The 21,105-nt window shown below is 69.5% G+C and carries 16 protein-coding genes, 2 tRNA genes and 1 pseudogene; 6 read left to right on the top strand and 13 right to left on the bottom strand.

What is annotated here, in order from left to right; translation table 11 throughout:
• Window positions 1–6 precede the first annotated feature (6 nt).
• The gene (gene folC / locus ACZ60Q_RS03495) at window positions 7–1,530 is read right to left on the bottom strand and encodes a bifunctional tetrahydrofolate synthase/dihydrofolate synthase (protein ID WP_469627679.1); all 1,524 of its coding nucleotides are present in this window, start codon (window positions 1,528–1,530) and stop codon (window positions 7–9) included.
• A 124-nt stretch (window positions 1,531–1,654) separates the two neighbouring features.
• Window positions 1,655–4,276, bottom strand: coding sequence for a valine--tRNA ligase (locus tag ACZ60Q_RS03500; protein ID WP_469627682.1), 2,622 nt, complete (start codon window positions 4,274–4,276; stop codon window positions 1,655–1,657).
• 138 nt (window positions 4,277–4,414) lie between these two features.
• On the opposite strand from ACZ60Q_RS03500, the gene ACZ60Q_RS03505 reads away from it, so the two are divergent.
• On the top strand, window positions 4,415–5,416 hold the full coding sequence (locus tag ACZ60Q_RS03505) for a hypothetical protein (RefSeq protein ID WP_469627685.1): 1,002 nt from the start codon (window positions 4,415–4,417) through the stop codon (window positions 5,414–5,416).
• 84 nt (window positions 5,417–5,500) lie between these two features.
• Here ACZ60Q_RS03505 and clpX read toward each other — a convergent pair whose 3' ends face one another.
• The 5 genes from clpX to ACZ60Q_RS03530 all read right to left on the bottom strand — a co-directional run bounded on the left by clpX (window position 5,501) and on the right by ACZ60Q_RS03530 (window position 10,269).
• Entirely contained in the window at window positions 5,501–6,799 is a 1,299-nt protein-coding gene (clpX, locus tag ACZ60Q_RS03510) for an ATP-dependent Clp protease ATP-binding subunit ClpX (RefSeq protein ID WP_228922617.1), read from the bottom strand.
• A gap of 156 nt (window positions 6,800–6,955) precedes the next feature.
• On the bottom strand, window positions 6,956–7,639 hold the full coding sequence (locus ACZ60Q_RS03515) for an ATP-dependent Clp protease proteolytic subunit (RefSeq protein ID WP_469627689.1): 684 nt from the start codon (window positions 7,637–7,639) through the stop codon (window positions 6,956–6,958).
• An 82-nt stretch (window positions 7,640–7,721) separates the two neighbouring features.
• Window positions 7,722–8,327: an ATP-dependent Clp protease proteolytic subunit gene (locus ACZ60Q_RS03520; RefSeq protein WP_361868721.1), complete on the bottom strand. Its 606-nt coding sequence runs from the start codon at window positions 8,325–8,327 to the stop codon at window positions 7,722–7,724.
• Window positions 8,328–8,629: 302 nt separating this feature from the next.
• Window positions 8,630–10,042: a trigger factor gene (gene tig, locus ACZ60Q_RS03525; RefSeq protein WP_469627692.1), complete on the bottom strand. Its 1,413-nt coding sequence runs from the start codon at window positions 10,040–10,042 to the stop codon at window positions 8,630–8,632.
• A gap of 150 nt (window positions 10,043–10,192) precedes the next feature.
• A tRNA-Pro gene (locus ACZ60Q_RS03530) sits at window positions 10,193–10,269 on the bottom strand.
• Between the two features lie 167 nt (window positions 10,270–10,436).
• On the opposite strand from ACZ60Q_RS03530, the gene ACZ60Q_RS03535 reads away from it, so the two are divergent.
• Window positions 10,437–10,510 (top strand) — tRNA-Gly (locus tag ACZ60Q_RS03535).
• 81 nt (window positions 10,511–10,591) lie between these two features.
• Here ACZ60Q_RS03535 and ACZ60Q_RS03540 read toward each other — a convergent pair.
• A complete protein-coding gene (locus tag ACZ60Q_RS03540) occupies window positions 10,592–10,786 on the bottom strand; it encodes a hypothetical protein (RefSeq protein WP_026241379.1) in 195 nt (64 codons plus the stop codon).
• 500 nt (window positions 10,787–11,286) lie between these two features.
• Between ACZ60Q_RS03540 and ACZ60Q_RS03545 the strand changes: the two genes are divergently transcribed.
• Entirely contained in the window at window positions 11,287–12,453 is a 1,167-nt protein-coding gene (locus ACZ60Q_RS03545; RefSeq protein WP_469627695.1) for an acyltransferase family protein, read from the top strand.
• 89 nt (window positions 12,454–12,542) lie between these two features.
• Here the strand turns inward: ACZ60Q_RS03545 and ACZ60Q_RS03550 are convergent.
• Window positions 12,543–12,836 (bottom strand): annotated as a pseudogene (locus ACZ60Q_RS03550) (HD domain-containing protein); the annotation flags it as partial.
• 242 nt (window positions 12,837–13,078) lie between these two features.
• Here ACZ60Q_RS03550 and ACZ60Q_RS03555 point away from each other — a divergent pair.
• Complete coding sequence (locus ACZ60Q_RS03555; RefSeq protein ID WP_469627698.1) at window positions 13,079–14,263, top strand: cation:proton antiporter; 1,185 nt, start codon at window positions 13,079–13,081, stop codon at window positions 14,261–14,263.
• 130 nt (window positions 14,264–14,393) lie between these two features.
• Here the strand turns inward: ACZ60Q_RS03555 and ACZ60Q_RS03560 are convergent, their stop codons facing one another.
• The 3 genes from ACZ60Q_RS03560 to ACZ60Q_RS03570 all read right to left on the bottom strand — a co-directional run bounded on the left by ACZ60Q_RS03560 (window position 14,394) and on the right by ACZ60Q_RS03570 (window position 17,182).
• A complete protein-coding gene (locus ACZ60Q_RS03560; protein ID WP_469627701.1) occupies window positions 14,394–15,539 on the bottom strand; it encodes a SpoIIE family protein phosphatase in 1,146 nt (381 codons plus the stop codon).
• Window positions 15,540–15,784: 245 nt separating this feature from the next.
• Window positions 15,785–16,609 carry an Fpg/Nei family DNA glycosylase gene (locus ACZ60Q_RS03565; protein WP_469627703.1) on the bottom strand — a complete coding sequence of 275 codons (825 nt, stop codon included), beginning with the start codon at window positions 16,607–16,609 and terminating at the stop codon, window positions 15,785–15,787.
• Between the two features lie 84 nt (window positions 16,610–16,693).
• Window positions 16,694–17,182 (bottom strand): ribose-5-phosphate isomerase, encoded by a 489-nt coding sequence (locus ACZ60Q_RS03570; protein WP_469627706.1) that lies wholly within the window; start codon window positions 17,180–17,182, stop codon window positions 16,694–16,696.
• 227 nt (window positions 17,183–17,409) lie between these two features.
• On the opposite strand from ACZ60Q_RS03570, the gene ACZ60Q_RS03575 reads away from it, so the two are divergent.
• Together ACZ60Q_RS03575 and ACZ60Q_RS03580 are read left to right on the top strand one after the other, a co-directional pair.
• The gene (locus ACZ60Q_RS03575; protein ID WP_469627709.1) at window positions 17,410–18,843 is read left to right on the top strand and encodes an amino acid permease; all 1,434 of its coding nucleotides are present in this window, start codon (window positions 17,410–17,412) and stop codon (window positions 18,841–18,843) included.
• A 119-nt stretch (window positions 18,844–18,962) separates the two neighbouring features.
• Window positions 18,963–20,264 (top strand): FAD-binding oxidoreductase, encoded by a 1,302-nt coding sequence (locus tag ACZ60Q_RS03580; protein WP_469627712.1) that lies wholly within the window; start codon window positions 18,963–18,965, stop codon window positions 20,262–20,264.
• Window position 20,265: 1 nt separating this feature from the next.
• Here the strand turns inward: ACZ60Q_RS03580 and ACZ60Q_RS03585 are convergent, their stop codons facing one another.
• Window positions 20,266–20,859, bottom strand: coding sequence for a biotin transporter BioY (locus tag ACZ60Q_RS03585; protein WP_469627715.1), 594 nt, complete (start codon window positions 20,857–20,859; stop codon window positions 20,266–20,268).
• Window positions 20,860–21,105 lie beyond the last annotated feature (246 nt).

The raw sequence follows: 21,105 nt of genomic DNA on the forward strand, positions 1-21,105 counted from the left end.
TTCTTCTCAGCCCCTTCCCAGCAGCAGCCGGGCTTCGCCGACCGTGATCACGGATCCGGTCACCAGCACCCCGGCGCCCGCGTACTCCTCGTCCTCCTCGGCCAGCGTGATCGCCGCCTCCAGCGCGTCGTCGAGACGCGGCTCTACCTGGACCCGGTCGTCGCCGAAGACCTCGACGGCGATCGCGGCCAGCTCGTCCGCGTCCATCGCGCGGGCGGTGGAATTCTGCGTGATGACGATCTCGGCGAAGATCGGCTCGAAGGCCTCCAGGAGCCCGCGGGCGTCCTTGTCGCCGCTCGTGCCGACCACGCCGATCAGCCGGGAGAAGCTGAACGCCTCGGAGATACCGTCCGCCGCCGCCTTGGCGCCCGCCGGATTGTGCGCGGCGTCCAGCACGACGGTCGGGCTGGAGCGCACGACCTCCAGACGGCCGGGCGAGAGAACCGAGGCGAACGCCTTGCGGATCGCGTCGATGTCGAGGGAGCGGGCCTGCTCGGCGCCGATGCCGAAGAACGCCTCGACGGCGGCGAGCGCGACGGCCGCGTTGTGCGCCTGGTGGGCCCCGTACAGCGGGAGGAAGATCCCTTCGTACTCACCACCCAGGCCCCGAAGGGTGAGCTGCTGTCCGCCGACGGCGATCTCGCGCGAGGTGACGCCGAACTCCATGCCCTCACGGGCCACGGTGGCATCGACCTCGACGGCCTTCTTGAGCATCACCTGCGCGGCGTCCACCGGCTGCTGCGCCAGGATGACCGTGGCGCCCTGCTTGATGACCCCGGACTTCTCCCCGGCGATCTCGGCGGGCGTGGTGCCGAGCCGGTCGGTGTGGTCCAGCGAGATGGGGGTGACGACGGCGACCGTGGAGTCGATGACGTTGGTGGCGTCCCAGGTGCCGCCCATGCCGACCTCGACGACCGCCACGTCGACGGGCGCGTCGGCGAAGGCCGCGTACGCCATGCCGGTGAGGACCTCGAAGAAGGAGAGCCGGTAGGGCTGCTGGGCGTCGACCATCTCGACGTACGGCTTGACGTCCTCGTACGTCTCGATGAACCGCTCGGGCTCGATCGGGACGCCGTCCAGACTGATCCGCTCGGTGATCGACTGGACGTGCGGGGAGGTGTAGCGGCCGGTGCGCAGCTCGAAGGCGTTCAGCAGGGCCTCGATCATGCGGGCCGTGCTGGTCTTGCCGTTGGTACCGGTGATGTGGATGGAGGGGTAGGCGCGCTGCGGCTCGCCGAGGACGTCCATCAGCGCGGCGATGCGCGTGACGGACGGCTCCAGCTTGGTCTCGCCCCAGCGTCCGGCGAGCTCCTGCTCCACCGCGCGCAGCGCCTTGTCGGTCTCGGGGTCGGCCGGGCGGGCCGGGACCGCTTCGCCCTGGGGCCGGCCCGAGTGGGCGCGCAGGGTGCGGCTCCCGGCCTCGATCACCGCCAGGTCGGGGTCGCGCTGGGTCGCCTCGTCGACGATCTCCTCGAAGGTGTCGTCGGGATCGGGCGCATCGTGCCGGTCTGAAGGGCGGGGCTCACTCACGGGGACCAGTCTACGGATGGCCGCCGACATCGCGCGCGGCGCCCGGGGGACTCTCGCCCAGCGGTACGGCGAAGCCCCCGCTCCCCCGGTCGGTCGGGGGTGCGGGGGCTTCGCCGTCAGCTCATCAGCTCTGCGGGAGGGCCGCCAGCTGGGCGGAGATCCGCTCGGTGTCGGCCTCGGCCTTGGAGAGCCGGCCACGGATCTTGTCGACCACGTTGTCCGGCGCCTTGGCCAGGAAGGCTTCGTTGCCGAGCTTGGCCTCCGCCTGGGCCTTCTCCTTCAGCGCGGCCTCCAGGTCCTTGGTGAGGCGCTTGCGTTCGGCCGGCACGTCGATGGTGCCGGACAGGTCCAGGGCGACGGTGGCCCCGGCGACCGGGAGCGACGCGGTGGCCTGGAAGTCGTCCCCGGCGGGCTGGAGCCGCAGCAGCTGGCGGATGGCCGCCTCGTGCGGGGCGAGCGCCGTGCCGGTCAGGGTCAGCTCGGCCGGGACCTTCTGGCCGGGCTGGAGACCCTGGTCGTTGCGGAAGCGGCGGACCTCGGTGACGACCTGCTGGACCAGCTCGATCTCCTGCTCGGCCGCGTCGTCGCGGAAGCCGGAGTCGCCCGGCCACTCGGCGATGACGATCGACTCGCGCCCGGTGAGCGCGGTCCACAGCGTCTCCGTGACGAACGGGACGATCGGGTGCAGCAGCCGCAGCATCACGTCCAGGACCTCGCCGAGGACCCGGCCCGAGACCACGGCCGGGCGGCCGCCCGCGAAGAACGTGGTCTTGGACAGCTCGACATACCAGTCGAAGACCTCGTCCCACGCGAAGTGGCGCAGCGACTCACTGATCCTGGCGAACTGGAAGTCGTCGTAGAACGCGTCGACCTCCGCGACCGTCTTGTTCAGACGGGACAGGATCCAGCGGTCGGTGACCGACATCTCCTCGACCGGGGGCAGCTCGCCCTCGATCGTGGCGCCGTTCATCAGGGCGAAGCGGGTGGCGTTCCAGATCTTGTTGGAGAACTTCGCCGAGCCCTGGACCCACTCCTCGCCGATGGGCACGTCGGTGCCGGGGTTGGCGCCGCGCGCGAGGGTGAAGCGCAGGGCGTCGGAGCCGTACTTGTCCATCCAGTCCAGCGGGTTGACCACGTTGCCGAAGGACTTCGACATCTTCTTGCCGTGCTCGTCGCGGACCATGCCGTGCAGGACGATCGTGGAGAACGGCGGGACGCCGTCGTTGACGTACAGGCCGAACATCATCATCCGGGCGACCCAGAAGAAGAGGATGTCGTAGCCGGTGACCAGGACGGAGTTCGGGTAGAACTTCGCGAGGCTGTCGGTCCGTTCGGGCCAGCCGAGCGTGGAGAAGGGCCACAGGCCCGAGGAGAACCAGGTGTCCAGGACATCGCTGTCCTGGGTCCAGCCCTCGCCGGTGGGCGCCGCCTCGTCGGGTCCGACGCAGACGACCTCGCCGTTCGGGCCGTACCAGACGGGGATGCGGTGCCCCCACCAGAGCTGGCGCGAGATCGTCCAGTCGTGGAGGTTGTCGACCCAGTCGAAGTAGCGCTTCTCCATCTCCTGCGGGTGGATCTTGACGCTGCCGTCGCGGACCGCGTCGCCGGCGGCCTTGGCGAGCGGGGCGACCTTGACCCACCACTGGAGGGAGAGGCGCGGTTCGATGGTGGTCTTGCAGCGCGAGCAGTGCCCGACGGAGTGGACGTAGGGCCGCTTCTCGGCGACGATCCGGCCCTCGGCGCGCAGGGCGGCGACGATGGCGGAGCGGGCCTCCAGCCGGTCCAGGCCCTGGAAGGGGCCGGGGACGGTGATGATCGCGCGCTCGTCCAGGACCGTGAGGAACGGCAGGTCGTGGCGCTTGCCGATCTCGAAGTCGTTCGGGTCGTGGGCGGGCGTCACCTTGACCGCACCGGTGCCGAACTCGGGATCGACGTGGTGGTCGGCGACGACGGGGATCGTGCGGTCGGTGAGCGGCAGTTTGATCTGCCTGCCGACCAGGTGCTTGTAGCGCTCGTCGTCGGGGTGGACGGCGACGGCGGTGTCTCCGAGCATCGTCTCGGCACGGGTGGTGGCGACGACGATGGTCTCGTCCCCGTCCCCGTACGTCATGGAGACGAGCTCGCCGTCGTCCTCCTGGTACTCGACCTCGATGTCGGAGATCGCGGTGAGACAGCGGGGGCACCAGTTGATGATGCGCTCGGCGCGGTAGATGAGCCCGTCGTCGTACATCTGCTTGAAGACGGTCTGGACGGCCTTGGACAGGCCCTCGTCCATGGTGAAGCGCTCACGGGACCAGGCGACGCCCTCGCCGAGGCGGCGCATCTGGCCGGAGATCTGGCCGCCGGACTCGTCCTTCCACTGCCAGACGCGCTCGACGAAGGCCTCGCGGCCCAGGTCGTGGCGGGACTTGCCCTCCTTGCCGAGCTCGCGCTCGACGACGTTCTGGGTGGCGATGCCCGCGTGGTCCATGCCCGGCTGGTAGAGCGCCTCGAAGCCCTGCATGCGCTTCCGGCGGACGAGGGCGTCGATCAGGGTGTGCTCGAAGGCGTGGCCCAGGTGGAGTGATCCGGTGACGTTCGGCGGCGGGATGACGATGCTGTACGGCGGCTTGTCGCTGTGTTCGTCGGCTTCGAAGTAACCCCGCTCCACCCAGCGCTCGTACAGCTTCCCCTCTACGTCGGCCGGCGCGTACGTGGTCGGCAGTTCGGGGTTGCTGGCTGGCTGCTGCGATGAGTTCTCGGTCACGGGAGACAGTTTAGGGCCGTCACAGGTCTGCACTGAAACGGATTGGTTCAGTAACGGTGTCCGGCCCGATCACCCATGTCAGGACGGCTTCCGTCAGGATGTTCGCAACGCATAAGGGAATCTGGAGGGGACACCTCGATGAGCTACAACCAGCCGGGCCCGTACGGTGGGCAGCCGCCGCAGGGCCAGCCCGGACCGTACGGGCAGCAGCCGGGCCCGTACGGAGCCCCGCCGCCCCAGGGCCCCCCGCAGGGCCAGCCCGGCTACGGCTACCCGCAGCAGGCCCCGCAGGGCGTCCCCCCGCAGCAGCCGAACCCGTACGCGCAGCCCCAGCAGCCGCCGCAGGGCTACGGCTACCCGCAGGCCCAGCAGCCCGGCCCCTACGGTCAGCAGCCGCCCTCACCTCCGTACGGCGGGCAGCCTCCGTACGGGGCCCAGCCTCCTCAGCCGAAGAAGAGGACCGGGCTGATCATCGGTGCCGCCGTGGTGGCGCTGGCGGTCGTCGCGGGCGGGGTGTACTTCCTGACCTCCGGCGGCAACAGCGACGTGGCGGACTCCACGAAGGGGTACAAGCTGACGCCCCCGGCGGCGGTGGAGGACTTCAAGAAGAACCCGTCCAAGCCCGCGGCGTCCGGCCCGGTCACCGGCGAGGACAAGGCCGAGGCCGAGGCCATGGGGGTCAAGGACGCCAACAAGGCCGGGGCCCAGTACCAGAGCGGCAGCAAGGACAACCCGCTCCTGCAGAAGATGCTCATCTTCGAGGGCGTCTGGGGTGAGATCCCGGACCCGTCGAAGACGCTCGACAGCGCCTTCGACAAGGCCGGGAAGAACATGACGAAGGACACCAACAGCAGCGACGTCTCCCTGGTGGGCAGTCCCAAGGAGATCAAGCCGGACGGCTTCGACGGCGCGCTGATGAAGTGCCAGGACCTCAAGGTGATCAACGACAAGGCCGACGGCACCGCCGCGAACGGGCCGAAGGAATTCACCATGCCGGTCTGCATCTGGGCCGACTACAGCACGGTCGGTATCGTCGCCAGCCTCGACGTCGGCTCGGCGCTGACGGGGAAGGGCGTGCCGCAGGAAGATGTGGCCGCCCTCGCCGCCAAGCTCTACAACACCTCCCGCGCCAAGGTCTGATCCGGCCTGATCGCGCAAGGCCGAAGGGGCGCCCACCGGATGAACCGGTGGGCGCCCCTTCGGCGTTGCGCAAGCCGCCTGCGGCTAGGCGGACTTCTCGTGCCGGCCGCCGTCGTTCTTGCCGATCGTGCGCGGCTCGCGCGGGACCAGCGTCGGGTTGACGTTGTTGCGGACGACGTCGGGAGTGATGACGACGCGGGCGACGTCCTTGCGGGACGGGACCTCGTACATCACGGACTGGAGGACTTCCTCCATGATCGCGCGCAGACCGCGTGCACCGGTCTGGCGCAGGATCGCCTGGTCGGCGATGGCCTCCAGCGCCTCGCGCTCGAAGTCCAGCTCCACGCCGTCGAGTTCGAAGAGGCGCTGGTACTGCTTGACCAAGGCGTTGCGCGGCTCGATGAGGATCTGGAGCAGGGCCTCGCGGTCCAGGTTGTGGACCGAGGTCAGCACGGGGAGACGGCCGATGAACTCGGGGATCATCCCGAACTTCACCAGGTCCTCCGGCATGACCTCCTGGAACTGGTCGCTCGCCTGGATCTCCAGCTTGGAGCGGATCGTGGCGCCGAAGCCGATGCCCTTGGCGCCGGCCCGGGACTCGATGATCTTCTCCAGGCCGGAGAACGCGCCGCCCACGATGAACAGCACGTTCGTCGTGTCGATCTGGATGAACTCCTGGTGCGGGTGCTTGCGTCCGCCCTGCGGCGGTACGGAGGCGGTCGTGCCCTCCAGGATCTTCAGCAGGGCCTGCTGAACGCCCTCGCCGGAGACATCGCGGGTGATCGACGGGTTCTCGCTCTTACGGGCGACCTTGTCGATCTCGTCGATGTAGATGATCCCGGTCTCGGCCTTCTTGACGTCGTAGTCGGCCGCCTGGATCAGCTTGAGCAGGATGTTCTCGACGTCCTCGCCGACATAGCCGGCCTCCGTCAGCGCCGTCGCGTCCGCGATGGCGAACGGGACGTTGAGCATACGGGCCAGCGTCTGCGCGAGGAGTGTCTTACCAGAACCCGTGGGGCCCAGCAGGAGGATGTTCGACTTGGCGAGCTCGATCGCGTCCTCGCGATGGGCGCCGCCGCCGTTCTCCCCGGCCTGGACCCGCTTGTAGTGGTTGTACACCGCGACCGAGAGGGCCTTCTTCGCGGGCTCCTGCCCGACGACGTACCCCTCCAGGAACTCGTAGATCTCACGAGGCTTGGGAAGCTCTTCCCAGCGCACCTCGCTCGTCTCCGCGAGCTCCTCCTCGATGATCTCGTTGCAGAGATCGATGCACTCGTCGCAGATGTACACACCGGGTCCCGCGATGAGCTTCTTCACCTGCTTCTGGCTCTTTCCGCAGAACGAGCACTTGAGCAGGTCGCCGCCATCACCGATGCGTGCCACGAGGTGCTTCCCCTTCGCCTGGGAGACGCCTGGTTCAGCGACTCCTGGTGCCTCTGTCCGACGGTACCTTGCCTGGGCCCCCGTTCGGGCCCCCCTTGGCACGGTTCACACGGCCGTGGCCGTGGATACGGAATGTGCCAAGGGGAAAGACCGACGTCAGAGCGATGCGCCCGCGGTGGTCTTGCGGGTGGAAACGATCTGGTCGACCAGACCGTACGCCAGGGCGTCCTCGGCCGTGAGGATCTTGTCGCGCTCGATGTCCTCGCTGATCTTCTCCAGCGGGGTCGTCGAGTGCCGGGCCAGCATCTGCTCCAGCTGCGCGCGCATCCGGAGGATCTCGTTGGCCGCGATCTCCAGGTCGGAGAGCTGCTCGCGGCCCGTCTGCGAGGACGGCTGGTGGATGAGCACCCGGGCGTGCGGGAGCGCCATGCGCTTGCCCGGGGTGCCCGCGGCGAGCAGGACCGCGGCGGCGGAGGCCGCCTGGCCCATGCAGACCGTCTGGATGTCCGGCTTCACGAACTGCATCGTGTCGTAGATCGCGGTGAGCGCGGTGAACGAGCCGCCGGGGCTGTTGATGTAGATCGAGATGTCGCGGTCGGGGTCCATCGACTCCAGGCACAGCAGCTGCGCCATGACGTCGTTGGCCGAGGCGTCGTCGATCTGGACGCCCAGGAAGATCACGCGCTCCTCGAAGAGCTTCGCGTACGGGTCGTACTCACGCACGCCCTGCGAGGTGCGCTCCACGAAGCGCGGGACGACGTAGCGGTTGTCCACCTGCGGGCCGGTGTAGAGGCCGCTCGCGGAGGCGCCGGAGAAGTTGTTCATGTGGGTGTTCACCATCCTGGTGGCGTTCTGTGGACTGGAGGTCTCGGCGTGCGAGAGGCGTGCGGGAGGTGGTGCGGCCGGTCCGGTGGGAACCGGATCAGGCACCGGTGCCGCCGCCGCCCGGGATGCCCGACGCGACCGTGATGATCTCGTCGATGAGGCCGTAGTCCTTGGCCTCCTCCGCCGTGTACCAGCGGTCGCGGTCGCCGTCGCGGATGATCGTCTCGACGGTCTGGCCGGAGTGCCGGGCGGTGATCTCCGCCATCCGCGTCTTGGTGCGGAGCAGGTACTGGGCCTGGATCTTGATGTCCGAGGCCGTGCCGCCGATGCCGGCCGAACCCTGGTGCATCAGGATGTCGGTGTTCGGGAGCGCGAAGCGCTTGCCCGCGGTGCCGCCGGTGAGCAGGAACTGGCCCATGGAGGCGGCCATGCCCATGCCGATGGTGATGACGTCGTTCGGGATGTACTGCATGGTGTCGTAGACCGCCATGCCGGCCGTCACCGAACCACCGGGGCTGTTGATGTAGAGGTAGATGTCCTTGTCGGGCTCCGCGGCAAGGAGGAGAAGCTGTGCGGTGATCTTGTTGGCGATGTCATCGTCGACCTGCTGACCGAGGAAGATGATGCGCTCGCCGAGCAGTCGGCTGTAGACCTGGTCACCGAGGCCTCCACCGAGGGACGGCTCTCCGGCGGCGTAGGGCATCAGATTCGTCACGTATCCACCTGCTCGTCTCTGACGGCTCCGGCCGTCTCAGCGTCTTCGTACCGGGCGGGTGAAGTCACTGCCCCACCCTTCCTCTTCATGGACCCTAACGCGCAGGTGGGACAACGCCATCCCGCTTCCCCAACTGTTCGCTGGGAGCGCAAGGTCCGCAGTGGGCACAAGGGTTCCGGGGCTCGCACAGTGATACGGCGCGATACGGCGACGGGCCCCGGACGCGTGGAGCGTCCGGGGCCCGTCGTGCAGGGTCGGCACGGAGGCCGTCCTGGGGATCGGAGCGAGGCTCAGGCCTCGTTCTTCTCCTCGGCCTTGTCCTGCGCCTTGTCCTCGGCGGCGGCCTCGACAGCCGCCTCCGTGGTCTCGGCGGTGGCCTCGGCGGCCTCTTCCTCGTCTTCGAGGTCGACGACCTCACCGTTGGTGTCGACGACCTTGGCGGCCTCGACGACGACGGCGAGCGCCTTGCCGCGGGCGACCTCGCCGACGAGCATCGGCACCTGGCCACCCTCGACGACGGCCTGGGCGAACTGGTCGGGGCTCATGCCGGAGGACTGCGCGCGCCGCATGAGGTGCTCGGTGAGCTCCTCCTGGTTGACGTTCAGCTTCTCCTTGTTGACGAGCTCGTCAAGGATGAACTGGGTCTTGATGCCCTTGATCGCCTGCTCGGAGGTCTCGTTCTCGAACTCCTCCAGGGTCTTGCCCTGGATCTCGAGGTACTTCTCGAGGTCAAGACCCATCTGACCGAGCTGGTGGTGCTCCAGGTTGTGCTTGCGGGTCTGGACCTCGTCCGCGAGCAGCTTCTCCGGGATCGGGACCTCGGCGAGCTTCAGCAGCTCCTCCAGGACACGCTCCTGGGCCTGGGTGGCCTGGTCGTACTGCTTGGTGGTCTCCAGGCGCTTGCGGCTGTCGGCCTTCAGCTCCTCCAGCGTGTCGAACTCGCTGGCCATCTGGGCGAAGTCGTCGTCCAGCTCGGGGAGCTCACGGGCCGCGACGGCGGTGACCTTGACGGTGACCTCCGCGGCCTTGCCCTCGGCGGAGCCGCCCTTCAGCTCGGAGGTGAAGGTGGCCTCGCCATCGGCCTCCAGGCCGGTCACGGCCTCGTCGATGCCGTCGAGAAGCTCGCCGGAACCGATGGTGTACGAGACACCGGCGGCCACGCCGTCCTCCAGGACCTCGCCGTCGACCTTGGCCTCCAGGTCGATCGTGACGACGTCGCCGTCGGCGGCGGCGCGCTCGACCGGGTTGGTGGCGGCGAAGCGCTCACGGAGCTGCTCCACGGCCTTCTCGACCTCTTCGTCGGTGACCTCAAGGGCGTCGACGGTGACCTCGATGCCGGAGTAGTCCGGGATCTCGATCTCGGGGCGTACGTCAACCTCGGCGGTGAAGGCCAGCAGCTCGCCGTCCTTCAGCTCGGTGATGTCGACCTCGGGCTGGCCGAGGACGTTCAGCTCACCCTCGTTGACCGCCTCGGTGTAGAACTTCGGGAGGGCGTCGTTGACGGCCTCCTCCAGCACCGCACCGCGGCCGAACCGCTGGTCGATGACCCGGGCAGGAATCTTGCCCTTGCGGAAGCCCTTCACCGTGACCTGCTGGTTGATCTTCTTGTACGCCGCGTCGAGGCTGTCCTTGAGCTCCTCGAAGGGCACCTCAATGCTGAGCCGAACCCGGGTCGGGTTCAGGGTCTCCACGGCGCTCTTCACGGTTCGGTCTCCTTGGTGGCTGACTTCTTGGGGTTCTGCTGGGCCGCCGATTGGCGGCTTCGCGGACCGAGCCCGGTACATCAGACACACGGGCACGCATTTTGCATAGTAACGGCAAGGGGGATGACTCCCACAATGCGATCTTGCTGGTGGTCGGGGTGGCCGGATTCGAACCGACGACCTTCCGCTCCCAAAGCGGACGCGCTACCAAGCTGCGCCACACCCCGTCGGTGCGACACGTAGGGTACATGCACGGGAGCCGGGGATCCGCCGCTTTACCGAACGGCTCCACCAGGTCCGGTCCGATGGTCGGCCCAACAGGTGTGCGGACACCGCCGTCGACCCGCTACGATGCTGTTCGTGCCGCGGTCCACAGACCTGCGGTGCGCAGCTTGCGGGCGTAGCTCAATGGTAGAGCCCTAGTCTTCCAAACTAGCTACGCGGGTTCGATTCCCGTCGCCCGCTCCACGCAGTCGAGGGCCGGGCCGGAGGGTGATCCTCCGGCCCGGCCCTCGTGCGTAGCGGTGCTTTCAGAAGCCGATCCGGACCTCAGAAGCTGATCTGGTTGATGGTGTCGGCTATCGAGTTCATGAACCTGTTGATCGACGGCGCCATGCCGGTCGATGCCAGGAAGAAGCCGAAGAGCACGGCGACGAGCGCGGGCCCGGGCTTGATGGAGCCCCCACGGATCAGCACCACCAGGATGACCGCGAACAGCAGCACCATAGACAGTGAAATAGCCACGCCTGATCACACCCTCGGTCGGTCCGCCTTGCCGGCCCGGAAGCGTGCACCACCGCGCGCCCCGTCGCCCCCATCGTGCCACCAACTCCCCCGTGGTTGCTGCCGGGTGACGGAACGGACTGACGGGATCCCGCCATCCTTCACGGTCCGGCGCCGTCGCGGCGGCGGACCCGGGGCGACGCCCGCCCCGCACCGCGCCCGGGAACCGGACGGGAGCCACGGGGGCCTCACATTTCCTGTGCGCCGACTGTGAAATCCCCGCGGCCGAATATCCACTACGGCGATCGTTTCCGCATCCCCACATTTCATTCACAGCTAATTGACTGCGCGGATGCGACGTAATTCACTTCGGCCAACATCCTTCCGCTATGCCCTATTTGAGCGGGATCAAAGCTGTCATAGCGGGCGGTGTTCGACGGTTTCACATTCGATGAGAGGGGAACACGCGATATCTCCTCGCAGTTTTACGCGAGGCAATCGACCGGTCTAAGGTGCCTTAGATGTTCCAAGCTCCGAGCGTATTTCAGAGGGCCCCGCTCCCCCCGGCGACCCGGGAGTCGGAGCCCAGACACGAGCAGACGCTCACCGCCACCGCGGTCCGCCCCGCCCCGGGGCCCGACGCTCGGAGCGCCGCCGCTCCGGCCCCCTCGGCGGCGAAGGAACGCGACCCCTACTTCGACAATGTGAAGTATCTGGCCATTGTTCTCGTCGCGGTGGCACACGCCTGGGAACCCGTGATGGACGGCAGCCGCGCCACCCGGGCGCTCTACATGATCGTGTACACGTTCCATATGCCGGCCTTCATCCTCATCTCCGGCTATTTCTCCCGCTCGTTCGACATGACACCGTCCAAGGTGAAGCGGCTGATCACCTCGGTCGCGGTACCGTACGTACTGTTCGAGACGGCCTATTCGCTCTTCAAGCGGTACGCGGACGATTCGCCCGACACGTCGATCAGCCTGATCGACCCGTTCTTCCTGACCTGGTTCCTGGTCGCCCTGTTCATCTGGCGGGTGACCACGCCGATCTGGCGCACGCTGCGCCATCCGCTGCCGGTGGCGCTCGCCATCGCCGTGCTCGCCTCCATCTCCCCCGAGATCGGCGACGACCTCGACCTCCAGCGGGTGCTGCAGTTCCTGCCGTTCTTCGTGCTCGGCCTGCTGATGAAGCCCGAGCACTTCCGGCTGGTCAGGCGGCGCGAGGTGCGGCTGCTGGCCCTGCCGCTGTTCGCCGGCGCCCTGCTCTTCGCGTACTGGATGGCCCCGCGCATGGAGCTCGGCTGGCTCTACCGCGCCAACAGCGCGCAGGAGATGGACGCGCCGTGGTGGTCCGGCGCGGTGATGACGTCGGCGATGTTCGGCTGTGCCCTGGCGCTGACCGTCGGCTTCCTGGCCTGGGTGCCCAGCGGGGCCCGGTGGTTCACGGCGCTCGGCGCCGGAACGATCTGCGGCTATCTGCTCCACGGCTTCCTGGTCAAGGGGGCCGCGTACGCGGGCCTGTTCGACCGCTACACCTGGCTCTGTGGCCCGGTCGGGCTGGTCGTCGTCTCGCTCACCGCGGCGGTGGCCGTGACACTCATGTGCACCCCGCCGGTGGGACGCGCCCTGAAGTGGGCCACCGAGCCGGACATGAGGTGGGCGTTCCGGAAGGACTCCGCACGCCGCTGAGCACCCTGAGGGACCGCCCGTTCACGGACCGGCCGCCGCCCCCTCGCCGCATTCCCCCTGGTCCACCCGCCGGCCCGGCCGCGGGTGGATCAGTGCGTCTGCGGGTTGGCCGGATTCTTTCGGTCCGGGGGTGATTCGCCGCCGGCCGGCCCATCGGCTCGCGTTCCCGCGCATAGTTCGCCGTCAGTCGGGTAGGCGTCGCCGCTCCCAGAACCGCGAGGTGGGCGGGACCGCGTTGCGGGCAGGTACGCGTTGCGGGCAGGGGCCGCCTCCTCGATGAGCAGCGCGCCCGGGGTGGCCAGGATCCGCGCGGCGCAGGAGGACAGCTCCGCGCCCGGCCGCTCGGTCACCGCCAGGACCATGCCCTTCGCCTCCCGCGGCAGACGGCGGCCGCCGGCCACGGGTCCGAAGCCGAACTCGCGTCACCCGTGGGGCCGTTGCCGTTGCACCCTCACACCCCCATAGCGGACTTAAAGCCACGAAAGCTGACAATACGACAGATCCATAGTTGCAGCGTCAATCGTTCGGTAAACTAATTACTGATGGATTCTTAATGCCTCCTTGACCAGCTCTTGACCGACCCCGAAGGATCAGGCTCATCGGACACGCAGACACCCTCCTCGCCATGGGCGGCGCCTTCCTGGCCGCTGCCGTCCTCGCCCGCCTCGGTGGCCGCATCGGGCTGCCGACGATCCCCCTGTTCATCCTCGCCGGGATCCTCCTGGGCCCGCACACCCCCGGATACACGCTCCTGAAGAACCCGCACGACCTGGAGATGCTCTCCGCGCTGGGACTCGTCCTCCTGCTCTTCTACCTGGGGCTCGAGTTCCACATGGACGACCTCAAGACGGGCGGCCGGAAGATGGCCATCGCGGGCGGGACCTATCTCGTCCTCAACGTCGGCGCCGGTCTCGCCTTCGGCTTCGCGTTGGGCTGGGGCATGGCGGAGGCGCTGGTCCTCGCCGGTGTCCTCGGCATCTCCTCGTCCGCGATCGTCACCAAGATCCTGGTGGACCTCGGGCGCATCGGGAATCCGGAGACCCGGCCGATCCTCGGCATCATCGTCGTCGAGGACATCTTCCTCGCCCTGTACCTCGCCGCGCTCCAGCCGATCCTGTCCGGCGCGGACAGCCTCTCGGCCGCGCTGATCGACGGCGGCAAGGCCTTCGGCTTCCTGTTGCTGCTCGCCCTGGCGGCCCGGTTCGGCACGAAGCTCATCGGCAAGCTCATGAACACCAAGGACGACGAGCTACTCGTCATCTCCTTCCTGGGCGTCGCCGTCTTCGTCGCCGGTGTCTCCGAGATGTTCGGCGTCGCCGACGCGATCGGTGCGTTCATGGTCGGCCTGATGCTCGGCTCCACCTCGTCCGCCGACCGCATCCTCAAGCTGGTCCACCCGCTCCGCGACGCGTTCGGCGCGATCTTCTTCTTCGCCTTCGGCCTCTCCATCGACCCGGGCGACCTCCCGAGCGTGCTGTGGCCGGTGCTGGCCGCCGTGGTGCTGACGCTCGCCATGAACATCGCGGCCGGGCTCGCGGCGGCGAAGGTGTACTCCTTCGGCGCGCAGGCCACGTCCAACATCGCCACCACCCTGGTGGCCCGCGGTGAGTTCGCGCTCATCCTGGCCACGATGGCGGCGGCCGCCGGACTGGACGAGCGGCTCTCGCCGTTCATCGCCGGCTACGTCCTCCTGCTCGCCGTCCTCGCGCCGCTGGCCGCCGGACGCTCCCACTGGCTGACCCGCATCCTGCCGGGCGGTCGCAAGAAGGACGGCGACCAGGACCAGGAACAGGTACCGATGTCGGTCTGAGCGACAGCGGACGGCGGAGAGGCGCCCCGATACCCGGTCTCCGGGTGACGGGGCGCCTCTCCGCCGTCCGACGTCCGGATGACGGGCGCCCCTCCGCCGTCCGCTGTCCCGTGTCCGGGCCGGAGGGCGCTCAGGCCCGGCGGGAGAGCAGCAGCAGGGCCCGGTCGTCGTTGACGTCCTTGGCGCAGGCCTCGATCAGATGCCAGGCCGCGCCCTCGAAGCCGTTGGGGACATAGCGGTCGGCCTCGCCCGTCAGCCGGTCGATGCCCTCGGACATGTCCAGGTCGGAGGCCTCCACCAGACCGTCGGTGAACAGCATCAGCACGTCGCCGGGCGCGAGCGATCCCTTCACCGCGTCGAACTCGGCCCCGTCGTAGACGCCGAGCAGGGGGCCCTCCCCGGACTTCTCCTCCCACTGCCCGGTGCCCGCGTGCAGTTGGAGGGCGGGCGGATGACCCGCGGAGAAGATCTCGTAGTCGCCCGATTCCAGGTCCAGCACCAGGTGGATCGAGGTGGCGAAACCCTCGTCCCAGTCCTGGCGCAGCAGATAGCCGTTGGCGGCGGGCAGGAAGGCGTGCGGGGGCAGTGAGCCGAGCAGCCCGCCGAAGGCGCCGGACAGCAGCAGGGCCCGGGAGCCCGCGTCCATGCCCTTGCCGGAGACGTCGGTGAGGACGGCCTCCAGGGTGCGGCCCTCGTGGGTGCGGGCCGCGACGACGAAGTCCCCGGAGAACGACTGGCCGCCGGCCGGGCGCAGGGCCATCTCGCGGTGCCAGCCCTGGGGCAGCCGGGGCAGCGAGCTCTGGACCCGGATGCGTTCGCGCAGGTCGAAGAGCATCGTGCCGCCACGTCGCCAGGGCACGCCGACCCGGGCCCGGAACTGGGCCAGGACCAGCCCGAAGAATCCGCAGGCGGCGACCACGAGCACGGTGCCCGGGGTGACCCGGGCGGGGCCGTCCAGGTACGGGCCGAGGGTGAGTGCCTCGACGATCAGTGCGCCGGCGGCCGTCGCGTAGAGACCCAGCAGGCTGGCCGGGCGCAGCAGGAGGCCGCCCGCCACGATGGGAAGGGCGAGCGCGGCCGGGTCGACCCAGACCGGGCTCGCGACGGTGGCGAGGGTGATGGCCGGGATCGTCAGCAGCAGACCGGCCAGGGCGATCCAGTCGGAGCCGTCGCCGCGGAAGTAGTCGACCCCGGATTTGCGCAGGCCGATGCGGGCCCGGTGCAGGTTTCTGCGCCACCGGGCCCCGAAGTCGTCTACTCCTCCGCTACGGGCCACTGCCGGGACCTTATCCACCCGAACGCCTCAGGTGCAGGGGGACCCCGGTGACAATGCGCTCGAAATGGGGTCGTCCGCGCGGCGGAAGCCGATTCGCGTGGCATATGACACGGATTCGCGGGGTCGGGGACGGCGCGGAGACCGGTCGGCGCCCGATCGTGGGCGGGTGCCGGAGGCCGACAGCCCCACGGTCGCCGAGGGGTGGCCTCTCAGTCCAGCCCCACGGTCGCCGAGGGGGTGGCCTCTCAGTCGCCGGAGGGTCCGGGGGACTGGCACCGGGGGCACCAGAAGAGGTTGCGGGAGAGAAGGTCCGCGGTGCGGATCTCCGTACGGCAGATGTGGCAGGGGAGGTTCGCGCGGCGGTAGACGTAGACCTCGCCGCCGTGGTCGTCCTTGCGGGGCGGGCGGCCCATGGCCTCGGGGAGGTGTTCGGGGCGGACGGTGTCGATCCGGTTGTTCCGCACGCCTTCGCGCATCAGCTCCCCCAGGTCCGCCCAGATCGCGTCCCACTCGGCGCGGGTGAGGTCCCTGCCCGCGCGGTACGGGTCGATGCCGTGGCGGAAGAGGACCTCGGCGCGGTACACGTTGCCGACGCCCGCGATGACCTTCTGGTCCATCAGCAGGGCGGCGACGGTGGTCCGGCTGCGGGAGATCCGCTGCCGGGCGCGCTCGCCGTCCTCGTCGCCGCGCAGCGGGTCGGGGCCCAGGCGTTCGTGTATCGCGCGCTTCTCGGGCTCGGTGATCAAGGCGCAGGTGGTGGGGCCGCGCAGATCCGCGTGGTGGCCGGCGTTGACCAGCCGGAGGCGGACCGTGTCGGTGGGCGGCGGGGGCGGGGCGGCGCCGAAGCCGAGCTTGCCGAAGAGGCCGAGGTGGATATGGACCCAGCCGGTGTCGCCGAAGCCGAGGAAGAGGTGCTTGCCGTGGGCGTCGGTGGCGGTGAGGGTCCGTCCGTCGAGCAGTGCGGCGCTCCGGGAGAACTTGCCCTGCGGGCTGCTCACCCGTACCGGCGCGCCCGCGAACCGTTCGGCGTGGTCGTCGGCGAGGCGGCGGATGGTGTGTCCCTCGGGCACGGCGGGGCTCCTGGGAAGGGCGGGCGGCGGCATGGCCGTGCCGCCGGGTCCTGGACCCGGCGGCAGGGGAGGGAGAAGGTCGGATCAGCCCTGTTGCGGGTGGTGGGCGGGGATCGGGGGGAGCTCGCCGGTGGTCTCGTACGCCGAGAGCATCTCGATACGGCGCGTGTGGCGCTCCTCGTTCGAGTACGGCGTGGTGAGGAAGATCTCGACGAACTTCGTGGACTCCTCGACCGTGTGCATCCGGCCGCCGATGGCGACGACGTTGGCGTCGTTGTGCTCGCGGCCGAGGGCGGCGGTCTGCTCGCTCCAGGCCAGTGCGGCGCGGACGCCCTTGACCTTGTTGGCGGCGATCTGCTCGCCGTTGCCGGAGCCGCCGATCACGATGCCGAGGCTGTCCGGGTCGGCGGCCGTCTTCTCGGCGGCACGCAGGCAGAACGGCGGGTAGTCGTCCTGGGCGTCGTAGATGTGGGGGCCGCAGTCGACGGCCTCGTGGCCGTGGGCGCCGAGCCACTCGACGAGGTGGTTCTTCAGTTCGTAGCCGGCATGGTCGGATCCGAGGTACACGCGCATGGTGCGAAGTGTGGCACGAACTTCGCGGGGTATTCGTCAGCGGGGTCGGGGCCTCCCGCCACGTTCCCTGTGGTCAACGCCACTCGGACAACGATCAGGCAAACGATCCGAAAGAGGGGGTTCCGCTTCCGTCTCTTTCCGGGCTTGAATGCGTGGCCTTGTCTTCGCACCACCCCACGGCGGAGCAGGGCATACCCTCGCGCACCACAAACGTAAGGATTCCCCCCATGACGTCGCAGACGACGCTGGCGAAGCCGGGCCAGGAGCCCGGCGAGCCGGACCGGCCGGACTCGTCGGGCGGGCTTCAGGCAGGTCTGAAGAACCGCCACCTCTCGATGATCGCGATCGGCGGTGTGATCGGCGCCGGGCTCTTCGTGGGTTCCAGTGCGGGCATCGCGGCAGCGGGCCCGGCGATCCTGCTGTCGTACGCGATGGTCGGCCTGATGGTCGTCCTCGTGATGCGGATGCTCGGCGAGATGGCCGCCGCCCGGCCGAGCTCCGGTTCCTTCTCCGCCTACGCCGACCAGGCGCTGGGCCGTTGGGCCGGTTTCTCCATCGGCTGGCTCTACTGGTTCTTCTGGGTGGTGGTGCTCGCCGTCGAGGCCACTGCGGGCGCGAAGATCCTGGAGAGCTGGATCCCGGGTGTGCCGCAGTGGGCCTGGGCGCTGATCGTGATGGTCGTGCTGACCGCCACCAACCTGGTCTCGGTGGGCAGTTACGGGGAGTTCGAGTTCTGGTTCGCCGGGATCAAGGTCGTGGCGATCGGCGCGTTCGTGGTCATCGGCTTCCTCGCGGTCTTCGGATTCCTGCCCGGGTCGGACACCGCGGGGTCGGGTCTCGCGCATCTGACGGACAGCGGCGGGTTCTTCCCCGAGGGGCCCGGCGCGATCCTGACCGGTGTGCTGATGGTCGTCTTCTCGTTCATGGGCAGTGAGATCGTGACGCTGGCGGCCGGCGAGTCCTCCGACCCGCAGCGGGCCGTCTCGAAGGCCACCAACAGCGTGATCTGGCGTATCGCCGTCTTCTACCTCGGCTCGATCTTCGTGGTGCTGACGCTGCTGCCGTGGAACGACCCGTCGATCATCGAGAAGGGCAGCTATGTCGCCGCCCTCGACGTGATCGGGATCCCGCACGCCGGGCAGGTCATGGACTTCATCGTGCTGACGGCCGTGCTGTCCTGCCTCAACTCCGGCCTCTACACCGCCTCCCGGATGGCGTTCTCGCTCGGCGAGCGGGGGGACGCGCCGAAGGCCTTCGCCAAGGTCGACAAGCGGGGTGTGCCGCGGGCGGCGATCCTGTCCTCGGTCGTCTTCGGCTTCGTGGCGGTGTTCTTCAACTACCAATGGCCCGACACGGTGTTCCAGTTCCTGCTGAACTCCTCCGGCGCGGTCGCGCTCTTCGTGTGGCTGGTCATCTGCTTCACCCAGCTGCGGATGCGCGGGATCATCCTGCGCGAGACCCCCGGCAAGCTGGTCGTACGGATGTGGCTCTTCCCGTACCTCACCTGGGCGACGATCGCGATGATCTCCTTCGTCCTGGTCTACATGCTGACCGACGACGCGGCCCGCGAGCAGGTCGTGCTGTCGTTGCTGGTCGCGGCGCTGGTGGTGGGTATCTCGCTGTTCCGGGAGATGCGCGCCCGCAAGGCCGTCGCCAAGTGATCGTCACATCGATCCGCGGGTGATCCGCACCCGTTCGACGGATACGTGACAGAGGTTGTCAGGTATCCCGGGGAGGCTCTTCCTCGTACCGCCGAGAAGCGAGCGAAGGAGCCTCCCCCATGTCGTACCGGCCCACCGGATCCGCACCCGCCACCTTCCAGACCGGTTTCCCGATCCGGCCCGGCCGGCTGGTCGAGGCCGCCACTCCCGAGGACGTACGGGAGGCCGTGGCGTACGCCGCCGCCCGCGGGCTCCCCGTCGCCACGCACGCCACCGGCCACGGGCTGCCCGGAGCGGTCGAGGGCGGCGTCCTCGTCGTCACCCGCGCCCTGGACTCCGTCGCCGTCGACCCGGTCCGCCGCACCGCCCGGATCGGTGCGGGCGCGACCTGGGGCGCGGTGACCGCGGCGGCGATCCCCTACGGGCTGGCCCCGCTCAACGGCTCGTCGCCCTCGGTGGGCGCGGTCTCGTACACGCTGGGCGGCGGACTGGGCATCCTGGCCCGGGAGTTCGGGTACGCCGCCGACCGGGTCCGGGCGCTGGAGGTGGTGACCGCCGACGGGGTGCTGCGCCGGGTCACGCCGGAGCATGAGCCGGAGCTCTTCTGGGGGCTGCGCGGCGGCGGGCACCGGCTGGGGGTGGTGACCGCCCTGGAGATCGGCCTGGTGGCGGTGGGGCGGCTGTACGGGGGGTCGATCGCGTTCGCCGGGGAGCGGGCGGCCGAGGTGGCGGGCCGCTATCTGGAGTGGACCCGGACCGTACCGGAGTCCCTGACCTCGTCGCTGGCCGCGCTCGTCCACCCGGACATGCCCCAACTGCCCGAGGAGTCCCGCGGGCGCTACGTCGTCTCGGTGCGGGTCGCCTTCACGGGGGACGCGGCCGAGGGCGAGCGGCTGGTGGCCCCACTGCGGGGACACGGTCCGGTGCTCGCGGACTCCTTGCGGGAGATGCCGTACGCCGAGAGCCCGTCCATCCACAGCGACCCGCCGTTCCCGCACGCGTACTACGGGGAGGGACTGATGCTCCGGGAGCTGGACGCGGGGCGGGCCGCCCGGGTGCTGGAGCTGGGCGGGCCCGGGGCTCCGATGATGACGGTGGTGCAGCTCAACCATCTCGGCGGGGCGCTGGCCGGGCGGCCGGACGCGGCGAACGCGGTGCCCTACCGGGACGCGGGCTTCCTGCTGCGGCTGGTGTCGCCGCTGGACGGTACGGATGTGGCGGCGGTGCGCTCGCTGTACGGGGAGATGTCCGGGGTGCTGGGGCCGCTGGTTCAGGGGCGGTCGCTGAACTTCTCCTTCGGCGGCGGGGACCGTACCACCGGTCTCCACGAGCCGGAAACGGCGAAGAGGCTCGCCGGTCTGGTCTCCCGGTTCGATCCGGCGGGCCTCTTCGGCGGCCCCTACGAGAACGGGGAGGGGTGAGTCAGCCCCGGCGGCCGAGGATCTTCCAGGCGGCGGGCAGCGCGCCCATGGCCAGCGCCGCCTTGAGGGCGTCGCCGATCAGGAAGGGGACCAGGCCGGCGGCGACGGCGGCGCCCAGCGACATCCCGGTGGACAGCGCGAGGTAGGGCACGCCGATGGCGTAGATGATCGCGGAGCCGAGGACCATGGTGCCCGCGGTGCGCGGCACCGAGCGGTCACCGCCGCGCCGGGCGAGGGCGCCGACGACGGTGGCGGCGAGGAGCATGCCGAAGACGTAGCCCAGGGACGGTATCGACCAGCCCGAGGAGGCCTCGGCGAACCACGGCACGCCGGCCATGCCGACGAGCGCGTACAGCGCGAGGGAGAGGAAGCCCCGGCGGGCGCCGAGCGCGGTGCCGATGAGGAGCGCGGCGAAGGTCTGGCCGGTGACCGGGACCGGGGAGCCGGGGACCGGGACGGCGATCTGGGCCGCGATGCCGGTCAGGGCGGCGCCGCCGAGGACGAGGGCGGCGTCCACGGCGTAGCGGTGCCGGGCTGCGGGCAGCAGATCGGCGAGGACCGCTCCGGAGCGGACGGGGGCGGCAGCTGTGCTCATCGGGACTCCGCGGGTAAGGGCAGGTGGGCCGGGACGGCCCCCGCCGGGCAGGGTGGGGTCGGGCTCCCGCCGACGTTAGCCCACGGGTTAACGCTCGATCACCATCAGCGGCCCACAAAGCGGCGGTTGATGAGTTGGTGGGATTCGCACAAAGCCCGCGCCGCAATCACTCTCCCGCGTGACGCTCGTCACGGAGGTGGGGGCGGTGTCGGCGCATTTTGGCGGGGAGCGCGGCGATCGGCGAGA

The organism is Streptomyces sp. NPDC104313, from assembly GCF_055583985.1.